15 protein-coding genes and 2 pseudogenes are annotated in these 21,284 nt (G+C 49.8%); 6 read left to right on the plus strand and 11 right to left on the minus strand.

The features are described from left to right. Nucleotides 1-25 precede the first annotated feature (25 nt). The 4 genes from P0Y67_RS15430 to uvrY all read right to left on the minus strand — a co-directional run bounded on the left by P0Y67_RS15430 (nt 26) and on the right by uvrY (nt 6,591). Nucleotides 26-2,911: a pyridoxal phosphate-dependent class III aminotransferase gene (locus tag P0Y67_RS15430; RefSeq protein WP_342392585.1), complete on the minus strand. Its 2,886-nt coding sequence runs from the start codon at nt 2,909-2,911 to the stop codon at nt 26-28. 560 nt (nt 2,912-3,471) lie between these two features. After that, the gene (gene pgsA, locus P0Y67_RS15435; RefSeq protein ID WP_027252439.1) at nt 3,472-4,029 is read right to left on the minus strand and encodes a CDP-diacylglycerol--glycerol-3-phosphate 3-phosphatidyltransferase; all 558 of its coding nucleotides are present in this window, start codon (nt 4,027-4,029) and stop codon (nt 3,472-3,474) included. Between the two features lie 82 nt (nt 4,030-4,111). Then, a complete protein-coding gene (gene uvrC, locus P0Y67_RS15440; protein ID WP_342392586.1) occupies nt 4,112-5,947 on the minus strand; it encodes an excinuclease ABC subunit UvrC in 1,836 nt (611 codons plus the stop codon). After that, nucleotides 5,947-6,591, minus strand: a complete 645-nt coding sequence (gene uvrY, locus P0Y67_RS15445) for a UvrY/SirA/GacA family response regulator transcription factor (protein WP_027252441.1) — start codon at nt 6,589-6,591, stop codon at nt 5,947-5,949. The genes uvrC and uvrY overlap by 1 nt, the downstream gene beginning before the upstream one ends. 922 nt (nt 6,592-7,513) lie before the next feature. Between uvrY and xdhA the strand changes: the two genes are divergently transcribed. From xdhA to guaD, 4 genes are read left to right on the plus strand one after another with little or no spacing between them, the layout of a single operon-like run. After that, nucleotides 7,514-8,962: a xanthine dehydrogenase small subunit gene (gene xdhA, locus P0Y67_RS15450; RefSeq protein ID WP_342392587.1), complete on the plus strand. Its 1,449-nt coding sequence runs from the start codon at nt 7,514-7,516 to the stop codon at nt 8,960-8,962. Next, nucleotides 8,955-11,378, plus strand: a complete 2,424-nt coding sequence (gene xdhB / locus P0Y67_RS15455) for a xanthine dehydrogenase molybdopterin binding subunit (protein ID WP_342392588.1) — start codon at nt 8,955-8,957, stop codon at nt 11,376-11,378. Before xdhA ends, xdhB begins: the two co-directional genes overlap by 8 nt. 56 nt (nt 11,379-11,434) lie before the next feature. Continuing rightward, a complete protein-coding gene (gene xdhC, locus P0Y67_RS15460; protein ID WP_192016473.1) occupies nt 11,435-12,277 on the plus strand; it encodes a xanthine dehydrogenase accessory protein XdhC in 843 nt (280 codons plus the stop codon). Between the two features lie 24 nt (nt 12,278-12,301). Beyond that, nucleotides 12,302-13,651, plus strand: a complete 1,350-nt coding sequence (gene guaD, locus P0Y67_RS15465; protein ID WP_161445207.1) for a guanine deaminase — start codon at nt 12,302-12,304, stop codon at nt 13,649-13,651. Nucleotides 13,652-13,760: 109 nt separating this feature from the next. On the opposite strand, the gene hmpA is transcribed toward guaD, so the two are convergent. Beyond that, nucleotides 13,761-14,933: an NO-inducible flavohemoprotein gene (hmpA, locus tag P0Y67_RS15470; protein ID WP_342392589.1), complete on the minus strand. Its 1,173-nt coding sequence runs from the start codon at nt 14,931-14,933 to the stop codon at nt 13,761-13,763. Between the two features lie 114 nt (nt 14,934-15,047). Here hmpA and nsrR point away from each other — a divergent pair, with 114 nt between their 5' ends. Next, nucleotides 15,048-15,476: a nitric oxide-sensing transcriptional repressor NsrR gene (gene nsrR / locus P0Y67_RS15475; RefSeq protein ID WP_342392590.1), complete on the plus strand. Its 429-nt coding sequence runs from the start codon at nt 15,048-15,050 to the stop codon at nt 15,474-15,476. Nucleotides 15,477-15,556: 80 nt separating this feature from the next. On the opposite strand, the gene P0Y67_RS15480 is transcribed toward nsrR, so the two are convergent. From P0Y67_RS15480 to puuE, 6 genes and pseudogenes are all read right to left on the minus strand, one after another. Next, a complete protein-coding gene (locus P0Y67_RS15480; RefSeq protein WP_342392591.1) occupies nt 15,557-16,654 on the minus strand; it encodes a type I restriction endonuclease in 1,098 nt (365 codons plus the stop codon). 401 nt (nt 16,655-17,055) lie between these two features. Further along, a pseudogene (locus tag P0Y67_RS23035) lies at nt 17,056-17,379 on the minus strand (urate hydroxylase PuuD); the annotation flags it as partial. Between the two features lie 47 nt (nt 17,380-17,426). Next, nucleotides 17,427-18,324 (minus strand): annotated as a pseudogene (locus P0Y67_RS15485) (urate hydroxylase PuuD); the annotation flags it as partial. A 46-nt stretch (nt 18,325-18,370) separates the two neighbouring features. After that, nucleotides 18,371-18,916, minus strand: a complete 546-nt coding sequence (locus tag P0Y67_RS15490; RefSeq protein WP_342392593.1) for an ureidoglycolate lyase — start codon at nt 18,914-18,916, stop codon at nt 18,371-18,373. Between the two features lie 20 nt (nt 18,917-18,936). Beyond that, nucleotides 18,937-19,452 (minus strand): 2-oxo-4-hydroxy-4-carboxy-5-ureidoimidazoline decarboxylase, encoded by a 516-nt coding sequence (gene uraD, locus P0Y67_RS15495; protein ID WP_120511855.1) that lies wholly within the window; start codon nt 19,450-19,452, stop codon nt 18,937-18,939. Between the two features lie 2 nt (nt 19,453-19,454). Further along, nucleotides 19,455-20,378: an allantoinase PuuE gene (puuE, locus tag P0Y67_RS15500; protein WP_027252452.1), complete on the minus strand. Its 924-nt coding sequence runs from the start codon at nt 20,376-20,378 to the stop codon at nt 19,455-19,457. Nucleotides 20,379-20,773: 395 nt separating this feature from the next. Here puuE and uraH point away from each other — a divergent pair, with 395 nt between their 5' ends. Beyond that, complete coding sequence (gene uraH, locus P0Y67_RS15505; protein WP_342392594.1) at nt 20,774-21,127, plus strand: hydroxyisourate hydrolase; 354 nt, start codon at nt 20,774-20,776, stop codon at nt 21,125-21,127. Nucleotides 21,128-21,284: the final 157 nt, after the last annotated feature.

A 21,284-nucleotide genomic window follows, 5' to 3' on the forward strand; every position in this document is an offset into this window, starting at 1 on the left:
GCCCCACTGGAGCAAGCCACGTCATTCAGTCAACCAGTGAACAAGCAAGCTGGTTAACTTCATTTAGTAGGTTCTCAAAATCTGCCATGGTCAGACATGGGTTGAGAATCGTAAGCTTGAGGGCAATTTTGCCATCAACTACGGTTTCACCCAATACTGCAACACCTTTCACCAGGGCCTCAAAACGCAATTTTTTATTCAATTGGTCGAGATCAGCCTCGGTATTTCCGACATGGCGGAACAGTACTGTCGACAGCGCAGGATCAGCCAGCAGTTCAAACTCTTCTGACTGGTTAATCATGTCTGCAACCTGTTGTGTCTGACCCAGCAGGTGGTCATACATGGCACCCAGTGAATGTGTGCCGACAGCTTGCATTGTCATCAGTACTTTCAGTGCATCAAAACGCTTGGTCGTCGCGATAGACTTATCAACCAGGTTAGGCACGACATCGTCTTCGCGGTTCAGGTAATCTGCATGGTGCAGCAGATACTTGAAGTTACTCTTGTCTTTGATGATCACCGCACCACAGCTGATTGGTTGATAAAACAGCTTGTGGAAGTCCACGCTGATCGAATCCGCACGCTCTATGCCATGCAGACGCGTTTTGTGACGGCTCAGAATCAGCGCACCACCGTAAGCACCGTCTACATGCAGCCACATCTTGTTCTGAGCGGCGATATCAGCCAGACCATCCAGATCATCAATCGCACCGTGGTCGGTTGTACCCGCCGTGCCCACTACCGCAAACGGCAGCAAACCATCACGCTTGAGTTCATCAATACGGGTAACCAGCGATGCCAGTTTGATGGTGCCGTCCGGATGCGTATCCACGGTCTCAACCGCGTGCTCACCCAGGCCCATCAGCGAAGCGGACTTCTGTACAGTGAAGTGCGATTTCTTCGAGCACAGAATGCGCATCTTGCCGGCATACTCAGGCAGACCTTGCTTCTGAATGTTATGACCCGACTGGATATCTGCAAACCGGTCACGTGCCAGCAACAGACCCATCAGGTTACTCTGCGTACCACCGCTGGTGAATACACCATCCGCCTGCTTGTCGTAACCATAGACACCGCACAGCCAGTCGACCACTTTCTGCTCAACAAAGGTGGCAGCCGTTGACTGATCCCATGAATCCATGGATTGATTCAGGGCAGCAATGAATGCTTCAGCCGCTACAGCCGGCACCAGAGGTGGCGTGTGCAGGTGCGCAATGCAGTTAGGGTGCTGAACAATGATTGAGTTTTTGGCAATCAGCTCGCCAGCCTGATCAATCACGGCATCCAACGGCAGTTGCTGATCATTCAATTCAATATTGTTGATCAGGTTTTTCAGCACCTGAGGCTCCATACCTGAGTATGGCGCAGTGGTACTTTCAAATACTTGTTTCAGTACTTTGGTTGTCTGGTTCAGCGCAGCTTCGAACTGATCAGCGCCACCTTCACCGGTTTGGATGAAGAAAGAGCGCCATTTGTCGGCATCGCTGGCCGCTGACTTTTCAACCACTTTCGCTGGACCGGCAGTAGCGATAATCGCTTTGCTCAGTGCATCCAGCGCAAAATCAATTTGCTCCAGGCTGATGATCAAAGGTGGCAGGAAGCGCAGTACAGAGCCCTGACGACCGCCTTTTTCGATGATCAAACCGCGCTCCAGCGCTGCACGCTGAATTTGCATTGTCAGTTGAGGATCCGCTTCCGGCTCACCGAATTTGTTTTTCTTGCCGCCTTTGACGATCTCAACACCCAACATCAGGCCTTTACCACGCACTTCGCCGATGCAGTCAACGTAAGTCGCAATGCGCTCCAGGCCTTCACGCAGGTACTGACCCGCCACGCGGGCATGCTCAACCAGGTTGTCACGACGGATAATTTCCAGTGCTTTCGCACCGGTTGCCATCGCCAGCTGATTGCCGCGGAAGGTGCCTGTGTGTTCACCCGGACGCCAGGTATCAACCGACTTGTCGAAAATCAGCACAGACATAGGCAAACCGCCACCCACAGCTTTAGACAAGCACAGGATGTCTGGGGTAATGCCTGATTCTTCGAACGCGAAATTGAAACCGGTTTTACCGATACCACACTGAATTTCATCAAAAATCAGAAGGATGCCGTGTTCTTTGGTAATACGGCGCAGTTCACGCAGCCAGAATGCCGGGGCAGGAATCACACCGCCCTCACCCTGTACGGGTTCAACAATGATCGCAGCCGGCTTTTGTACGCCACTCTCATCATCGTTCAGCATACGCTCGAGGTAACGCAGCGTTTGTTTCGCCCCTTCATCACCGCCGATGCCAAACGGGCAGCGCAGGCTGTAAGGAAACGGCATGAAGTGGACGTCAGCCATCAGACCCTGGCGGCGTGCCTTGGTGTTCAGGTTGCCCATCATGGCCATAGTACCGTTGGTCATACCGTGGTACGCGCCATGGAAAGCCATCATCACGTTACGGCCAGTGGTTTGCTTGGCCAGCTTGATAGCCGCTTCTACAGCGTCTGCTCCAGACGGACCACAGAATTGAATGCGGGCATTGGCAGCAAACTCATCCGGCAGGAAGTTCATCACTTCACGGATAAATTTATCTTTTACTGGTGTCGTCATGTCCAGCGTCTGATACGGGATACCCGCATTCAGCTGGTCAATGATTGCTTGGTTAATCTCAGGATGGTTGTAACCCAGGGCCAGAGTACCTGCGCCTGCCAGGCAGTCCAGAAAGACCTGGCCACGACTGTCTTCAACCAATACACCTGTCGCTTTCATAATCGCCAGCGGCAAACGACGCGGATAAGAGCGAACTTCGGACTCATAATGCTCCTGACTGAGCAGCAGCTCATCTGGGGTCAGGTCATACAGGTCATGAACTACAGGAACATTGGACGCATGCTTGACATCGTCAAAATCAAACACATTACTCATTGGTTTTTAATCCAAAATAGTGAAGCCCACCAAAGGTGGTACTTTTGAGTATAAAAGACATTGATAAGTCAGTAACTTATCGGTAAAGCGCACTCAGCACACAACTAACAGCCCCAGCGATAAACATCACTGTAGTTTGATAGATAGTCAGCTGAAGACATGGTGATCGGACGATCAAGGCTCAGTAATAATACTGCAATTGGGTAAGACAAAGCTGATTTGGGTTAGAGACGTTAAAGTATTCACGTTGGGTTCCCTCAATGATGCCCTTGCTTCATTACGCAAGATTGCACTATTAATGCCCTTCTACTGACAGCGCCATCGCTAGCAGTACCTACGGATCGTCAACATGCAATCAGCCTGAGTTCATGATGACGGATGTGTCTCAGATATGTTGCCCCCTGAGATTGCGCGAAAAATAACATATTGCGCTTTTCATTGCCAAGCAGAATTTGCGATTGAATAAAAAAATTCATCTACTTTGTTTCAACACACTGGTTACAAGATTAAAAGAAAAGCGGCCAGGGCCGCTTTCTCTAAATAGGTAGGTGATTGTTCTGTCACATATTGTCAGGATGGAGTAAATCACCCTTTGCAGCTTTCAGATACAGGTACATTGACCAGTAAGTCAAAATTGTTGCAATGTAGAGGGCAACAAAACCCACTGTCTCCAACAGCTCATTGGGATGCCACATCAGCATCACCAGAGCAAACATCTGCGCGGCCGTTTTCACCTTGCCTACCCAGGAAACAGAAATGCTGGAACGCTTGCCCAGTTCAGCCATCCACTCGCGCAATGCTGAAATAATGATCTCTCTGCCTATCATGGTAATCGCCGGTATGGTTACCCAGACCGAATGATAGTGTTCTGTCACCAGCACCAGCGCCGTTGCTACCATGACTTTATCGGCAACCGGGTCAATAAAAGCACCGAATCTTGAGGTCTGGTTGAGCTTACGGGCCAGGTATCCGTCAAACCAATCTGTGATACCTGCTATGGTGAAGATAAGAGCGGTGGCAAACGGTGACCATTCGTAGGGTAAGTAGAAGGTAATCACGAAGAATGGAATGAGCACCAGCCTGATGAAACTCAGGATATTTGGAATTGTTAAGCGCATATTGTTCGTTCTTATGTTTAACGTATTGTGCCTGCCAACGAAAGCCTTTCCGCTGTAAACAGACCTTAAGGGTGCCGCAAAGCTAGCCGTGTTGCAATGCGTCGTATATTTTTTCGGCCAGAGATCGGCTTATGCCCGGCACTTTTTCGATTTCTTCCCTGCTTGCGCGTTTCAGTTCCTGCAATCCCCCCATGTACTTCAACAATGCCTGTCTGCGTTTCGGCCCGATACCTTCAACATCTTCCAGAGTACTTCGTTTACGGGCTTTGCCACGCTGTGCCCTGTGACCACTGATAGCATGATCATGGCTTTCATCACGAATGTGCTGAATTAAGTGCAGCGCCGGTGAATCGCCAGGCAATGAAAATTCTTCCCCGGTGACCAGCAGCAAGGTTTCCAGGCCGGGTTTTCGGGTCGTGCCCTTCGCCACCCCCACCAGCAGCGGCCTTTTAGGCCAGTCACTGCACAAGGGGCTCACCACTTCATGGGCGCGGGAAAGTTGCCCTTTGCCCCCGTCGATAAAGATAATATCGGGGATCTTATCAGGATCAATCTGTTTACTATACCTGCGATTCAACACTTGTCCCATCGCAGCATAATCATCGCCGCCCGTGATACCGGTAATGTTAAACCGCCGATATTCAGCCTTGACCGGCCCTTCCTGATTAAACACAACACAAGACGCTACCGTTTTCTCGCCCATCGTGTGGCTGATGTCAAAGCATTCCATACGGGAAAGTGAATCTAGTCCCAGCAATTCACGCAGTTCTGTCACACGCTGATGAACCGTCATTTTATGGTTGAGTTTGCTGGTTAATGCTGTCAGGGCATTGGTTTGCGCCAGTTTCAGGTAGCGGGCACGATAACCCCGGGCCTGTGAACGCAGTTCGACTTTACGGCCGGCGACTTCTGTCAGCGCGGCAGACAGGGCCGCCTGTTCATCGCCCAATGACTCACTGACAAGAATGACGGAAGGAATGGTCCGCCCTTCCGCCTGATTGAAATAGAACTGACTGATGAAGCTGGTGATCACCTCGTTCATATCCGTCTCGGCTGGCATACGCGGAAAATAACTGCGGCTGCCCAGCACCTTACCCTGACGGATAAAGAGAGCATGAATACACGCCATGCCTTTATCGTGAGCGACACCTATGACATCCAGATCATCGTCGCTGTCCTGGCTGACAAATTGCTGCTCCTGGATTCGGCGCAACGCCTGAATCTGATCCCGGTAACGGGCGGCCTTCTCAAACGCGAGTTGCTGACTGGCCACTTCCATTTTGTCCACCAGCGAAGTGATCACCTGGCGGTCTTTGCCCTGTAAGAAAAGACGCACAAAATTGACCTGCTCTGCATACTCTTCATCGCTGACGAGTCCCTTGACACAAGGGCCGAGGCAGCGACCAATCTGATACATCAGACAGGGACGACTGCGATTGGCATAGACCGAATCTTCACATTGCCGGATAGGAAAGATTTTCTGAAGAAGGTGCAGACTTTGGCGGACAGCGCCTGAATCCGGATACGGGCCGAAGTATTCGCCTTTGCGTTTCTTCGCCCCCCGGTGAACCGCCAGTTTCGGGTGATGCTGGCCGCTCAGAAAAATATAGGGGTAAGACTTATCATCGCGCAGCAGTACATTGTATTTGGGGAGGTACTGCTTGATGTAGTTATGCTCGAGGATCAGGGCTTCTGTTTCGGTGTGCGTAACAGTGACATCGATTTTACAGATGTTGCGAACCAGCGCCCGGGTCTTTTCACTCGACACCTGAACACGGAAGTAACTCGCCAGCCGTTTTTTCAGATCTTTGGCTTTACCGACATAAATAACGTCACCAGCCTGGTCATACATTCGGTATACACCAGGCTGGTTTGTGACTGATTTCAGGAAACTTTTTGCATCGAAGGTTTCTGACACTACAAGGTCTCTGTGTCTAACATGCCATGACGAATTGCGAGGTGGGTCAGTTCAACATCGCCATTGATATCCAGTTTATTGAACAAGCGATAACGGTAGCTGTTCACCGTTTTAGGGCTTAAGTTCAATTGCTCAGAAATCTCGGTCACTTTCTGACCTTTGGTAATCATCATCATGATTTGTAATTCACGCTCAGATAAATCCTTAAACGGGTTCTCTGAGTTGGATGCAAACTGGCTCAGCGCCATTTGTTGTGCAATTTCCGGCGAAATATAACGCTGGCCACTATTCACAGTGCGAATAGCGTTGACCATTTCATCGGCACCGGCACCTTTGGTCAGGTAGCCACAAGCGCCGGCTTGCATCACTTTAGTCGGGAATGGGTTTTCCGTATGGACAGTCAGCACGATAATCTTCACATCCGGATTGAAGCGAAGGATCTTTCGTGTCGCTTCCAGCCCACCAATGCCAGGCATATTCATATCCATCAGGATTATGTCGGCATGCTCGTTTCGACACCACTTTACGGCGTCCTCACCACTGATGGCTTCCCCTACCACTTTAATACCACGGACATCTTCCAGAAGACGTCGGATCCCTGTGCGAACCAGTTCGTGATCATCTACAAGGAATACATTGATCAAGCTGTATCTCCAATATGATTTGGCTCTGCACCCTGCCGGAATTGGCGGGATAACTTTTGCTGATAGTACCCAATTTTGCCTGAACTTGGAATGTTCTCACAGACTGTTTATGTGTAAAAGCACACGAATTACTCATCGTATAAAGCCACATAAACGGATGAAAACATCCTGTTTCAGCCTGTTAAGTCAAAAATATACAGGGACAGTAATCTAAGAAGCAGTGCAGAATAATATTCAGTATTACCGGGCTGTTATAATCCACAAAATAAAAAAATGCTACTCCCATATTCATTCATCATATTTATACTCATGCTCTGATTTATCTATTTCAGCCTCTTTGATGACGAAGTCTTTCTTTTCACAGGCTAGTAACATCTGCACCACTGCAACTGTTAACAAACACACCACCCGGCAAAGCCGGTACTCTGCACTGTCTAGTCCCTCACCGCAGCTCTGCCTTCACTTCAGTTTAGTTCAGCCCGCTTGTTGGATACGGCATGCTACCGTAAAAAAGCTTGTCAGATCACAGAGTCTCTACATTAAAGATCAACAAGCAGAAAATCATTCTATATTGATAAATATCAATAAGTTAATCTCGCCAAGCACAAACAAACCCACGCCTGTCACTCAGCATATTCCACCAATAAATACTAAAATTTACAGATGAAGATTCCGTTTTATTGATGACAGTTATATCAAAACCATGACTTGTTACCTATATCACAACATTTAGAAACAAATTTGACACAGATGACATGGCCCAACAGCACAAAAATAAAGCAACATATTGATTAGAAAGAGTTAACTGTGTTTTTTCACTCAAGCTGGTCTGTCACACAGCGTTAACACAAAAGTTGACTACTGGGTCAAGTATATCCAGAATTGACTTATAGGTCAGATCATGAGCCTGTGAGGAGGTCACTTGATTACTTTTTTGTTAAACCAGGACATTCGGGAAGAAGAGCATGTTTCCCCGAATATGACGGTACTGAACTACCTGCGTACCCATGTAAAGAAAACAGGCACCAAGGAAGGTTGTGGCTCTGGTGACTGCGGTGCCTGCACCGTAGTGCTGGGTGAACTTGTCGACGGAAAGCTGCAATACCGCTCAGTCAACTCTTGCCTGACGTTTGTGTCTTCTCTGCATGGCAAGCAGCTGATTACAGTTGAAGATCTGCAAAATGCCAACAAGCAGCTCCACCCAGTTCAGCAAGCCATGGTCGAATACCACGGCTCGCAGTGTGGTTACTGTACACCTGGCTTTATTATGTCGATGTTTGCGCTGAGCAAAAACAAGCCAGCGGCAGATAAAGAAGATGTGATGGAAGCGTTAGCGGGTAACTTATGCCGTTGTACCGGTTACCGCCCTATCGTTGATGCTGCCCTGTCGCTGAGCCAGGAAGAGCAGTTGATGGACCAGTTCGCGGAACTGGAGCGCCAGACGGTTGCCAAGCTGTCGAAAATCAATCTGAATAATGCAACGCTGAAGTTTGAAGGCCAGTACGGCTTCTCACCGACTTCTGGCGATGAACTGGCCAATCTGCTGCTGACGCACCCGGATGCCCGTATGGTTGCCGGTGGTACGGATCTGGCTTTGGAAGTCACTCAGTTCCACCGCCCGATCGATAAACTGATCAACGTGGGCCTGGTCAGCGATATGAAGATCCTGACCGAGACCGAAAGCAGCATTGAAATTGGCGCAAACCTGCCGATTTCCGACTGTTATGCCACACTGAAAAAGTACTATCCGGATTTCGGAGAACTGCTGCACCGCTTTGCTTCTCTGCAGGTGCGTAATCAGGGCACTATCGGCGGTAACGTCGCGAACGCCTCGCCAATCGGTGACAGTCCGCCACTGCTGATTGCCTTGAATGCGCAAATCGTGCTGCGTCGTGGTAACGAGCGCCGCACCATGCCGCTGGAAGACTACTTCATCAGTTATAAAGTCACGGCTCAGCAGCCTTCCGAGTTCATCGAGAAAATCATTGTGCCTAAGCCTGTGATTGGCAGCCAGTTCCGTGCGTACAAACTGTCTAAGCGTCTGGACGATGATATTTCCGCCGTCTGTGGTGCATTCACTATCGCGTTGAGCGATGACGGAAAAGTGGCTGATGCCCGTATTGCCTTCGGTGGTATGGCGGCAGTGCCAAAACGAGCCGCCAGCTGCGAAGCCGCACTGGTTGGTCAGAAGTGGAGTCTGGAGACGGTCAAGACCGCGATGGCTGCGCTGTCTGACGATTTCGAGCCGCTGTCTGATTTCCGGGCCAGCAAGGAATATCGTGCATTAACGGCCGCAAACATGCTGCACCGTTTCTATCTCGAACAACAGTCCAACGGCCAAATTGAAACAAGGGTAACTGCTTATGTCTAATCATCACCATAACACATTGAGTCACGATGAAATGGTGGCGAAATTCGCGCAGAATCTGACTTCCGGCGTGGGTAAAAGCGTAAAGCATGACAGCGCTGCCAAACAGGTGACTGGCGAAGCCGTTTACATTGATGACCGGCTGGAATTTCCAAACCAATTGCACGTGTATGCTCGTACCAGTACCTACGCGCACGCCAAAATTACCAAGCTGGATGTCAGCCCGTGTTACGCCTTTGAAGGCGTCGCCATCGCCATCACCAGCAAAGATGTACCGGGACAACTGGACATAGGTGCGGTATTACCGGGCGATCCCCTGCTGGCAGACGGCATTGTTGAATTCTACGGTCAGCCTGTTATTGCGGTTGCCGCCAATGATATGGAAACAGCCCGCAAAGCCGCTCAGGCGGCCATCATCGAATACGAACCACTGGAAGCCGTATTGGATGTTGAAGAGGCTCTGGCCAAGAAACACTTCGTCTCAGGCAGTCACCAGCACAAGCGCGGTGACTCCGAAGGCGCACTGGCGAGCGCGAAGCACGTACTGGAAGGCGATCTGCATATCGGCGGTCAGGAACACTTCTATCTGGAAACCCAGGTCAGCTCTGTGATGCCAACCGAAGACGGCGGCATGATAGTGTACACCTCCACCCAGAACCCGACTGAAGTGCAAAAACTGGTCGCTGAAGTGCTAGGCGTCCCTATGCACAAAGTGGTGATCGACATGCGCCGGATGGGTGGCGGTTTCGGTGGTAAAGAAACGCAGGCGGCAAGCCCGGCGTGTCTGGCTGCTGTGATTGCGCACCTGACCGGCCGCCCGACCAAAATGCGCCTGCCCCGTATGGAAGACATGGTCATGACGGGTAAACGTCACCCGTTCTACAACCAGTACAAAGTCGGTTTTGATGATGACGGCCGGATCCACGGTATTGATATTACGGTATCTGGTAACTGTGGTTATTCACCGGATCTGTCGAATTCTATCGTCGACCGTGCCATGTTCCACTCTGACAACGCCTACTATCTGGGCGATGCCACAGTGACAGGTCACCGCTGTAAAACCAATACAGCGTCAAATACCGCCTACCGTGGTTTCGGTGGCCCGCAGGGCATGATGACCATAGAACACATCATGGATGAAATCGCCCAGCATCTGGGCAAAGATCCGCTGGATGTGCGCAAGGTGAACTATTACGGTCATGAAGATCGCAATGTCACCCACTACTACCAAAAAGTGGAAGACAACTTCATTCATGACATCACCGAGCAGCTGGAAGCCAGCAGTGAGTATAAAGCGCGCCGTAAAGCCATTGCCGAGTACAACAAAACCAGCCCGATTCTGAAAAAAGGCCTGGCGCTGACACCGGTGAAGTTCGGTATCTCGTTCACAGCCACCTTCCTGAACCAGGCCGGAGCACTGATTCATATCTACACCGATGGCAGTATTCATCTCAACCACGGTGGTACCGAGATGGGTCAGGGCCTGAATATCAAAGTGGCTCAGGTAGTGGCTGAAGTGTTCCAGGTGGATATCGACCGGATTCAGATCACGGCAACCAATACCGACAAAGTGCCGAATACCTCGCCAACGGCAGCATCATCTGGTGCGGACCTGAACGGTAAAGCGGCGCAGAACGCAGCGTTGACCATCAAACAGCGCCTGATCGACTTTGCCTGCAGCCATTTTAAAGTCACCCCGGAAGAAGTGATCTTTAAAAACGGCCTGGTGCAAATCCGTGAAGAGCTGAAAACCTTTGAAGAAATCATCCAGATGGCTTACTTCAATCAGGTTTCGCTGTCGAGCACAGGGTTCTACCGCACACCTAAGATTTACTACGATCACGAGAAAGCCCGCGGTCGCCCGTTCTACTACTACGCCTACGGTGCAGCCTGTGCCGAAGTGGTACTGGATACCCTGACCGGCGAATACAAGATCCTGCGTGCTGACATACTGCATGATGTAGGGGCATCTCTGAACCCGGCGATTGATATCGGCCAGGTTGAAGGTGGCTTTATTCAGGGTGTCGGCTGGCTGACCACAGAAGAGCTGGTGTGGAACGATCAGGGTCGCCTGATGACCAGCGGTCCGGCAAGCTACAAGATCCCGGCGATTGCCGATATGCCGATTGATTTCTGCACTCAGTTGCGGGAAAACCGAAGCAACCCTGAAGACACTGTCTTCAACTCAAAAGCCGTGGGTGAACCGCCGTTCATGCTGGGTATGTCGGTCTGGAGTGCCATTAAAGATGCCATCCGTTCGGTTGCCGAGCCAGGTGCGCTGGTCAAACTGGATACCCCTGCAACACCAGAGCGCGTACTCTGGGCGATCAACGAAGTGCAGCCGTCTTCGTCTCAACCTTTCCTGAGTCGCAGGAAAAAAGAAGAGGCCGAGACAGCAACCAGTGAACAAGCCCAGTAAAACAGCCAAAAGTAGTATGTGGCGGGCCTTCGGGCTCGCCTGATGAGGAAAGCGCGATGTTTAAAGACAACTGGATTCATGCCCTGGCTGAACTGGATCAACGTGGTGAACCTTGTGTCATGGTCACTGTGCTGGCTGATCGGGGCTCAGTGCCCCGCGATGCCGGTACCAAAATGCTGGTGACCCGAAACGAGATCATCGCCACCATTGGCGGCGGCCATCTTGAGCACAAAGCGATCAAACTGGCACGGGAAATGCTGCTGACCGGAGACAGACACCCGCGAGTTGAGCACTTCAATTTAGGTGCCAGACTCGGTCAATGCTGCGGTGGCATGGCCACCCTGAGCCTGGAGCCGATTGGCCAGCAACAACACCATCTGGTGCTTTTTGGTGCAGGCCATGTCGCCAAAGCATTAATTCATATTGTCAGTACATTGCCTTTTCGCGTGACCTGGATCGATCAGCGGGAAAGTGAATTCCCTGCCGAGCTGCCACTCGGTGTGACCAAACTGGTGTCTGATGATCCGGTTGGCGATATCCGCGATATGCCTGCCAACAGTTACTATCTGGTGATGACGCACAATCATCAGCTGGATTTTGAACTGGCAAGGGAAATCCTCAACAGAAATGATACTGCCTATTTTGGCATGATAGGGTCGCTGACCAAGAGGAAGAAGTTTGATTATCGACTGTCACAACGCGGCTACGATGATGAAACCATACGACGTATGGTCTGCCCGATTGGCATTGATGCCGTCAAGGGTAAGCATCCGGCAGAAATTGCGGTTTCCGTCGCGGGCGAGCTGATCGCCCACTATCAGGGCGAAACCCTGGCCGATAAACGCGAGGACTCTGCTGCCACAGAGCCCAATGACAGCCCCGACAATCAAGTCGCCTGACAGCGATTAACGAAGGATAAATACATGACATTACAACGCACGGCTTATCGCTCAGCGATTTTACACAGCATTGCCGATCCCCAGGAAGTCGGCCTTGATAACAGCTTTGAATTTTTTGAAGACGGTGTTCTGGTGGTTGAGAACGGCCACATTCTGGATGTGGGCCCGGCCGACGAGGTACTGGCTCGCCACCCGTCCGGAATGACCGTCACACAGTATGAGCACAAGCTGATCACCGCCGGTTTTATTGATACCCATATTCACTATCCGCAAACCGGCATGATCGCCTCTTACGGCGAGCAGTTGCTGGACTGGCTGGAAAACTACACTTTCCCGGAAGAGCTGAAGTTCAAAAACCCGGTTTATGCACGCCAGGTCGCCAACATTTTCTTTGATGAGCTGGCCAGCAACGGGACAACCACCGCCCTGGTTTTCGGTACAGTGCATAAAGAATCCGTCGATGTGTTTTTCGAAGAAGCCGAGAAACGCAAACTGCGCATGATTGCCGGTAAAGTCCTGATGGATCGTAATGCGCCGGATTACCTGACAGACACCCCGGAATCCGGTTATCAGGACTCAAAAGCGCTGATCGAAAAATGGCACAACAAAGACCGCCTGCTGTATGCCGTGACGCCGCGTTTCGCGCCAACCAGCACACCCGAGCAACTGGCCACAGTCGGTAAACTGCTGGAAGAGTATCCGGATGTGTACATGCACACTCATCTTTCTGAAAACAAGAAAGAAATTGAGTGGGTGTTGGAACTCTTCCCTGAGCGCGACAGCTATTTAGATGTGTACGATCATTACAAGCTGCTGAAAAACCGGGCTGTTTTTGCCCACGGTGTGCACCTGACCGACTGTGAGTGCAAACGCCTGTCTGAAACTGGCTCAGCGATTGCTTTCTGTCCGACCTCTAACCTGTTCCTTGGCTCCGGCTTGTTCAACCTGCCGAAAATGGAGCAGCACGGTATTCGTGTCGGTATGGGAACCGATGTTGGTGCCGGCACCAGTTTCTCTCTGCTTCAGACCATGAGCGAAGCCTATAAGATTCTGCAATTACAGCAGCAGAAACTGCATCCGCTGAAATCCCTGTATCTGTCGACCCTGGGCGGCGCCAAAGCGCTGTATCTGGACGACAAGATAGGTAACCTGAAACCGGGTAAAGAAGCGGATTTCGTGGTACTGGATCTGCACGCAACACCGTTAATGTCTTTCCGCATGCAGCAAGCAAAAACGCTGGAAGAGCAACTCTTTGTGCTGATGAGTCTGGGCGATGACCGCACCGTCAGCAAAACCTTCGTCTATGGCGAAAAAGCCTACGATGCCGAAGGCACAACCGAACCAGAAATGGTAACTAAGAAAAAAGCGAGCTAAAAACTCGCGTCTCCACAATGCGTCTATCCTTGCCCGTCCCGGTATTCACGTCTCTAACACCGCCGCGGACGGGCGTTTTTTATCTTGCCTGCTTCTGTCTGAATCTAACTCACAGCACCTTATGCGGTCCGAAGCACTCATAGTGCATCTGCGATTCGCTCACGCCTTTCTCTTTCAGCTGCTTAGCCACATGCTGCATGAAACCCACCGGGCCGCAGAAATAGAAAGTGGTGTTTTGCCAGTCAATCGTCGTATCCAGCTTGCTCAGATCCAGAAAGCCTTCAAAGTCCGCGTTGACTCCCTGAGGCTCGCGATACCAGACATGGCTGCTGACACCCTGTGCTGTATTTGTAATCTCTGTTACCTGGCTGCCAAACGCATGCTGACGGTGGTTTTCGGCGGCATGTAACCAGTGAACCGGGGCCTGGTGGCTGTCTTTGATGCTTTCCAGCATCGCCAGCATAGGTGTCAGACCAACACCTGCCGAAATCAAAGCGACAGGCTGAGTGGCGTCAGAACGGAAGAAAAAGTCACCGGATGGTGCTGCCAGCTGGACTTTATCGCCCACCTTCAGGTGCTGATGCAGATAGGCTGACACAGTCCCCAGCTCTTCACGTTTGACCGAAATTCGGTAAGTCTCGCCATTAGGGGCACCGGAAAGGCTGTACTGGCGTATCTCCTGATTGTCAAAACAATCAGGCTTCAGATAAATACCAATGTACTGCCCCGGTTGATACCTTGCGACAGGCTGGTCATCTGTCGGCATAAACACAAAACTGGTAATCACATCGCTTTCTGGTGTTTTTGCCACCAGTTCAAATTCCCGGGTGCCGCGCCAGCCACCGGTTTTTGCCTCATTTTCCTGGTAAATCGCCTCTTCTCGGTCAATAAACACAGTAGACAACAAACCGTATGCTTCAGCCCACGCATCCAGCACCGCCTGGCCCGGTGCGAACAATTCATCAATGGTGCCAAGCAAGTGCTCACCCACAATCGCGTACTGCTCAGCCGTGATGTTGAAGCTGGCATGTTTCTGAGCAATTTTCTCCACCACGGGCAACAGCACTTCCAGATTATCGATATTCGCAGCATAACCGTACACCGCGTTAAACAAGGCTTCACGCTGACGGCCGCTGTCCTGATGCGTCAGGTTAAAAATATCTTTCAGCTCAGGGTGATGACGGAACATACGATCATAAAAATGTGCGGTGAGTTTGGGGCCGGTTTCGGCTAAAAGCGGTGCTGTGGATTTAACGATATCAATGGTGTTCTGACTCAGCATAGCAGCTTCCTTTAAAGATGTATTTATAATGCATGTTTTAAAGTTGTATCTTAAATATATCTTTCAGTCAATAAAGGAATTACACTTGCCACTAGTGTTGAAAGAGGAAAAAATGTGCAACTGACCAACTTTACTGACTACGGATTAAGAGCTTTGATCCTGCTGGGAGCCTTGCCAGACGGGGAACTCACCAGTATCAGCCACGTCAGTGACACGTTCGCTGTGTCCAGAAACCATATGGTGAAAATCATCAATAAACTGGGTCAGCTGGGCTATGTAAAAACCGTTCGCGGAAAAAATGGCGGGATATGCCTGGCGATGCCAGCGAGTGACATCATTGTGGGTCAGGTGGTTCGGGATCTGGAACCGCTGCAAGTGGTGAATTGCGCACCTGAATTCTGCCACATCACACCAGCCTGCCGTCTGAAATCCTATCTGGCGAAAGCCAAAGACGCCTTTCTGGCAGAGTTAGACCAGTGCACGATCACTGATCTGCTGGCAGATAACCATGAATTACTGATTTTACTGACCAGGCCGGAATGAAAATTCTGCCCCACGTCGAACAAGTGTGGGGCATCCACATTTTTGGTAAACACTGCTGGCAAATAACAACACTTCCAGCGTTAAGACGCTGAAGGCTCGATCTGGACATATCTGTCAGCGACGGATAGCAACACGTCAGTATGATTAAAAATGTCATCAACCCTGTTAATGGGATAACGTGTTTCTTTTCTGTCCTCGTCTAACACGCCCAGATACTTTTGTTTGGCATTAAAATGCAGCCGGCAGAGTGGTTTTCTATTATTGTCATCCAATAACACACCGAAATAACTTTGGGTATCACGTGAATGAATACGGGCGACATCTAATTTTTGTCTCAATATTGCTTTGACAACATTAAACCCTTCAATTTCTTCATCTGTTGTAATGATCTTTGGTGTACCCTCACTCTCAAATTCGTCTTCATCTTCATAAGATGAAGTCTCTACTTGAGATACTTTTGAGTCTGAGCCAATTGCTGACTGTAAACGGGCGTTAATACTGTCGTTGAGGAACTGTTTTAATGCTTTTTGTGTTAATTCCAGAAACTGTGCTTTGACTTTAGACGTTTGTACCCCATCGTAGACTTTCGAGGTGAAAAATTTAACAAAATCTTCTTCCGGTAAGGAAAACTGCTCACCGAGCACTTTTTTAATCTGGCTGAGGTACTTTAATTCTCCCGCCGCATCAACCACAGAATCCACATCAAAAGATGATTTAGTCAGCTTCTTGACTTCAGGGACAATATGCTCATCCAGGTTCTCTAAATCTAAGGTGAGGAAAGGTTTTTCATCCATTTTGTTCGGTGCATCAAGATCGGTAAAGAACTGATATTTAGCACCATTCGTCAAAATGGCAATTCTGGCATTGGTGACTGAAAAATAACGAAAAAGTTGGCCAGCATGTTTAGTCGATAATGTTTCGCCGAATTTTTTACACTCAATAAGAATTTGAACTTCACCTTCTTTCATCAGTGCATAATCGACTTTCTCGCCTTTTTTTGTTGCTGTATCTGCCGTAAATTCGGGAATGACTTCCTGAGGATTAAACACATCGTACCCTAACACCGAATGCAAAAAAGGCATCACAAGTGCATTTTTTGTCGCCTCTTCAGTTGCCAGTGTTTCTGAAAATTGTTCAACTTTCTTCGCCAGTGTCTGTAACCGTTCAATGAAATCCATGAGCAACTCCTTTCTATAGCTCTTCCGTTCGAACCATAGATGCCACAAACGCACATCACATAGAAAACTAGCTGAAAAAGTGATCCTGTTATCAGAATATGGCCTGCTGCTATTTACTTTTTTTCAATCTCGATCGTCTGAATAATGGCTAAGTCATGGTCTCTTCTGATACAAAAAAAAGCCCCGATACAAAACGTATGGGGCTGGTCACATATTATGGATTGATATGTAAAGGAGATTATCTGCCCTTCTTACCCAGGTTTCAGACTGAGCCACAAAACACGCTTGCCCTATCAGATTGCCATCTAGTTTTTGGACTTCGCCTGCTTGTTGCCAAACTGTAACACCGGGTATGTCTGGGCTAACGGACTATAAAGTGGGGGCTTTCGCCCCCGAGGGGATTAAAGATGCGCGCCCTGCTTAACCCAGGTACCGATCAGCTTACGCTCATCATCAGTCATCTGAGTCAGGTTACCCAGCGGCATCACTTTCGTTTGTACCGACTGCGCAACGATGCGGGGTGCATTCACTTTAATTTCTTCCGGTGTATCCAGTATCACACCCGCTGGTGCTGTGGAAAACGCAGCATGAGTCGGTTGCGCTGAATGACACACTGAACAACGCTCCTGAATGACTTCATTCACCTGAGCAAAACTCACTCCGCTGCTGGCAGGCTGAGCCGCTGCTGCTGAGCCGGTTTCCGCCTGAGCTGTCGTTGACTCTGCTTTTACAGCAGGTGCAGACGCCGCAGGGACAGAGGTCTCACCCATCCGGCTTGCGTAAGGCGAGGTCACAAATGCCAGCGCGATCATGCCCAGTGCGGCTACCGGTACTGTCCAGGCAAACTTCTGGCTGCCATGACGGGTGTTGAAGTAGTGGCGTACCAGGATACTGAAGACCGCCAGGCCTGCCAGGATCAGCCAGTTATATTCTGAGCCATAGGTGCTCGGGAAGTGGTTACTGATCATGATGAACAGCACTGGCAACGTCAGGTAGTTGTTATGACGTGAACGCAGCAGACCTTTTGCCGGCAGTACTGGATCCGGTTCGCGATTCTCTTCAATGGCTTTTACCAGGCCACGCTGAGCCGGCATGATAACGAAGAATACGTTACCGACCATGATAGTACCTATGATTGCACCGACATGGATGTAAGCACCACGCCCGCTGAACACCTGGCTCAGGCCATAGGCTGCAGCCACTAAACCGAAGAACAGGATAATACCCAGCAGCATCGGCTTCTTGCCCAGTGCTGAATCACACAGCAGGCTGTAAATAATCCAGCCAGCTGCCAGAGAGCCCACACCCAGTGCAACTGAAGCTGTGGCACTCAGACCGGAACCCGGCGCGACCAGATAAATATCCGCATTGAGGTAATACACCACACCCAGCAGCAGTACACCTGTGATCCAAGTGAAATAAGCTTCCCACTTAAACCAGTGCAGGTTTTCAGGCATGGTTGGCGGTGCCAGTTTGTATTTTTCCAGGTGGTAAATACCACCGCCGTGAATGGCCCAGAGATCACCAGACAAGCCAGTTTTCGGATTGACACGGTTCAGGTTGTTTTCCAACCAGACAAAGTAAAATGAGGCACCAATCCAGGCGATACCTACAATCATGTGAACCCAGCGAATTGCCAGATTCAGCCATTCCGTCATATGTGGATCCATAACGAACTCCTGTTATGTTATGCGAACTTTAATTGCCTTGGGCTTATCAAAGTGCGACGGTTAATGCTTCCTGCTCCAAACTGCTCAGTGATAATTCGATACGAACATCGTCAGAAAAGTACACTTCATCGCAGTTGTTGCCAGGCCCGGCACGATCGACAACCAGAAATTGATCATCCTTGCGCAGAGCCAGAACCGGGTGGTGCCAGACCCCTTTGCCATAATTCACGCCCTGACGTCCGTTACTGTAAAACGCCTTAAGCTGAGCGGGGTCCGGTGTATCCCCTGTCGGGGCCACCAGGATCAGGTACGGATTTCCAAGTAAAGGAATAAAGGCCTGAGATCCCAGAGGATGCCTCTCCATCATGGCTATCTGTAAAGGATAACTCAAAGGCTGGGCTTCAAAGATACTGATGATGGCTGAACCACCCTCTTCCTGCACATCCACATTCGCCATGGCATGGTAACGTCGGGTTGACCCGTTATTGATCATAAAGTAGTCACTTACTTCTTTATCAATAACATCACCAAAAGGGGCAAATGCTTCGCGGGTAAGTGGCTCAATCGTCAGTTGTCTCACTGGTGTACTCATGGTGACTATTCCTGTCCTGATTACATTGTCTGCAGGCGGAACAAAGCGATCTTATTGATCTCTTCCAACGCCTTATCGAACTCAGCCTCAATTTCATTGCCTAATCGCGCCTCGAACGATTCAAGGATTTGATAACGATTGGCCCCTTTCACCGCCATGATAAAGGGAAACTGAAAACGTGCTTTGTAGCTATCGTTATAACGATTGAACTTCTCGAATTCTTCTGGTGAACACTGGCTAATCCCTGCACCAGCCTGCTCGGCGGTGGACGCTTCGGTCAGCTCACCGTTCACAGCAGCTTTTCCGGCTAAATCCGGGTGCGCATTAATCAGGGCTAACTGTTCTTCTTTGCTGGCTGAAAGCAAAGTATCTGCCATACGCGCATGCAGGGTGCTGATGTCATCATCAGCATCACTCAGACCATTGTCGTAAACTTTTTCCGCCACCCAGGGGCTGTGCTCATACACATCTGCAAATTGAGAGACAAACTCTTCCCTGCTCATTTGGCTCGGTTGGCAAGACGTAAAACGTGCCATCATTAATACTCCTTCATACTTGGGTGCGGGTGATGTTCGTGCCAGTGCTTGGCAATATCAATTCGGCGGCACAACCAGACCTTCTCATGCTGGCTCACATAATCCAGGAAACGGCGCAGTGCAGCGATACGTCCGGGACGACCGATCAGGCGGCAGTGCAAACCCACTGACATCATCTTGGGTGCTGTGGCCCCTTCTTCATACAGGGTGTCAAAGGTGTCTTTTAAATAATTGAAGAATTGATCACCTGCATTAAAACCCTGCACTGTGGCAAAACGCATGTCATTGGTATCCAGAGTGTACGGGATCACCAGCTGCGGTTTCGGGCCCTCTTCGTGCCAGTAAGGCAGATCGTCATCGTAGGCATCAGAGTCGTACATAAAACCGCCCTCTTCCGCGACAATGCGACGGGTATTCGGACCTGTGCGGCCTGTGTACCAGCCGTAAGGGCGCTCGCCAGTCAGATTTTTGATAATCTCAATTGCTTTCATCATGTGATCGCGTTCTTCAGACTCATCAATGTTCTGATAATCAATCCAGCGATAGCCATGACTGCAGATCTCGTGGCCGGCTTCGACAAACGCTTTCGCCACATCCGGGTGGCGCTCCAGTGCCATGGCAACACCGAACACAGTCAGCGGCACATCGTATTCTTTAAACAAGCGCAGGATGCGCCATACGCCAGCACGGCTGCCGTACTCATAAATCGATTCCATGCTGATATGACGCTGACCCGGAAATGGCTGTGCCGCTGGGATCTCAGACAAAAATGCTTCCGACTCGCTATCACCATGAAGAATGCAACGTTCCCCACCTTCTTCGTAGTTGAGAACAAAAGAGACAGCGACGCGAGCGTCATTTGGCCAACGTGGGTGCGGGGGTACTGCACCATAGCCGATCAGATTGCGTGGATACTCATTACTCACACATGACTCCTTTAATCCTAATTGGTCAACACACTGACCATCTGATAATCAATTTATAACAGTGATTGTATACAATATCCAGAATTTTTGTAAATAAAATGTGCGCAACATTTTTTAATATTCATCAAAAAAAGTTAACCGCTTGTTATCTCTATATAGCCTACTTTAATATCAATACGTTAGCTAACAAGCAGGTACAACAAAGGGTTACATACCCTAACTTTTGGGTTAACATTTCGGTTACACAAGCCTTTACTAATCGGTAAAGTTGTGTACATAGTTAAATACAATGTGGCGAACTGATTACGGATCACACATCAGAAGGCATACAATAAGTATGCAAGAAGTAATCCATTTTCTGTACAACTTAAGGAGCGCAACGCGCGAGGTTATCCATGGGAAAACTGACAACTCACGTGCTTGACACAGCCTCAGGCTTACCTGGAGCGGAAATTAAAGTGTCGCTTTATCGTCAAGAAGGCACAGACTTCGTTCTGGTTAAAACCACGCATACCAATTCTGATGGCAGAACTGACCAGCCTTTGCTGGAAGGAAGCGAGTTCCAGAGCGGTAAATATGAGCTGGTATTCGAGACTGCCCATTACTTCCGCCAGAGAGGCGTTGAACTGTCTTCAGTTCCCTTTCTGGACGATGTAGTCATCCGTTTCGGTATCGCAGATACAGGCAGCCACTATCATGTGCCACTGCTGGTGTCGCCTTACAGCTTCTCCACATACCGGGGCAGCTGATCCAAAACGGAACACAAGTAGCACAATGAGGGTTCCCTGGCCTGAGGTCAGATGCAGATCAGGGAACCGAGCAAGAGAGTTTGAAGATTGTATACAATGAGTGCAGGCTAAGCAGTTATCACTTCAAAAACCACGCAGTCTCCGGCCGTTACCCGGC

This window comes from Photobacterium sp. SP02 (assembly GCF_038519165.1).
GTDB classification, from domain to species: domain Bacteria; phylum Pseudomonadota; class Gammaproteobacteria; order Enterobacterales; family Vibrionaceae; genus Photobacterium; species Photobacterium halotolerans.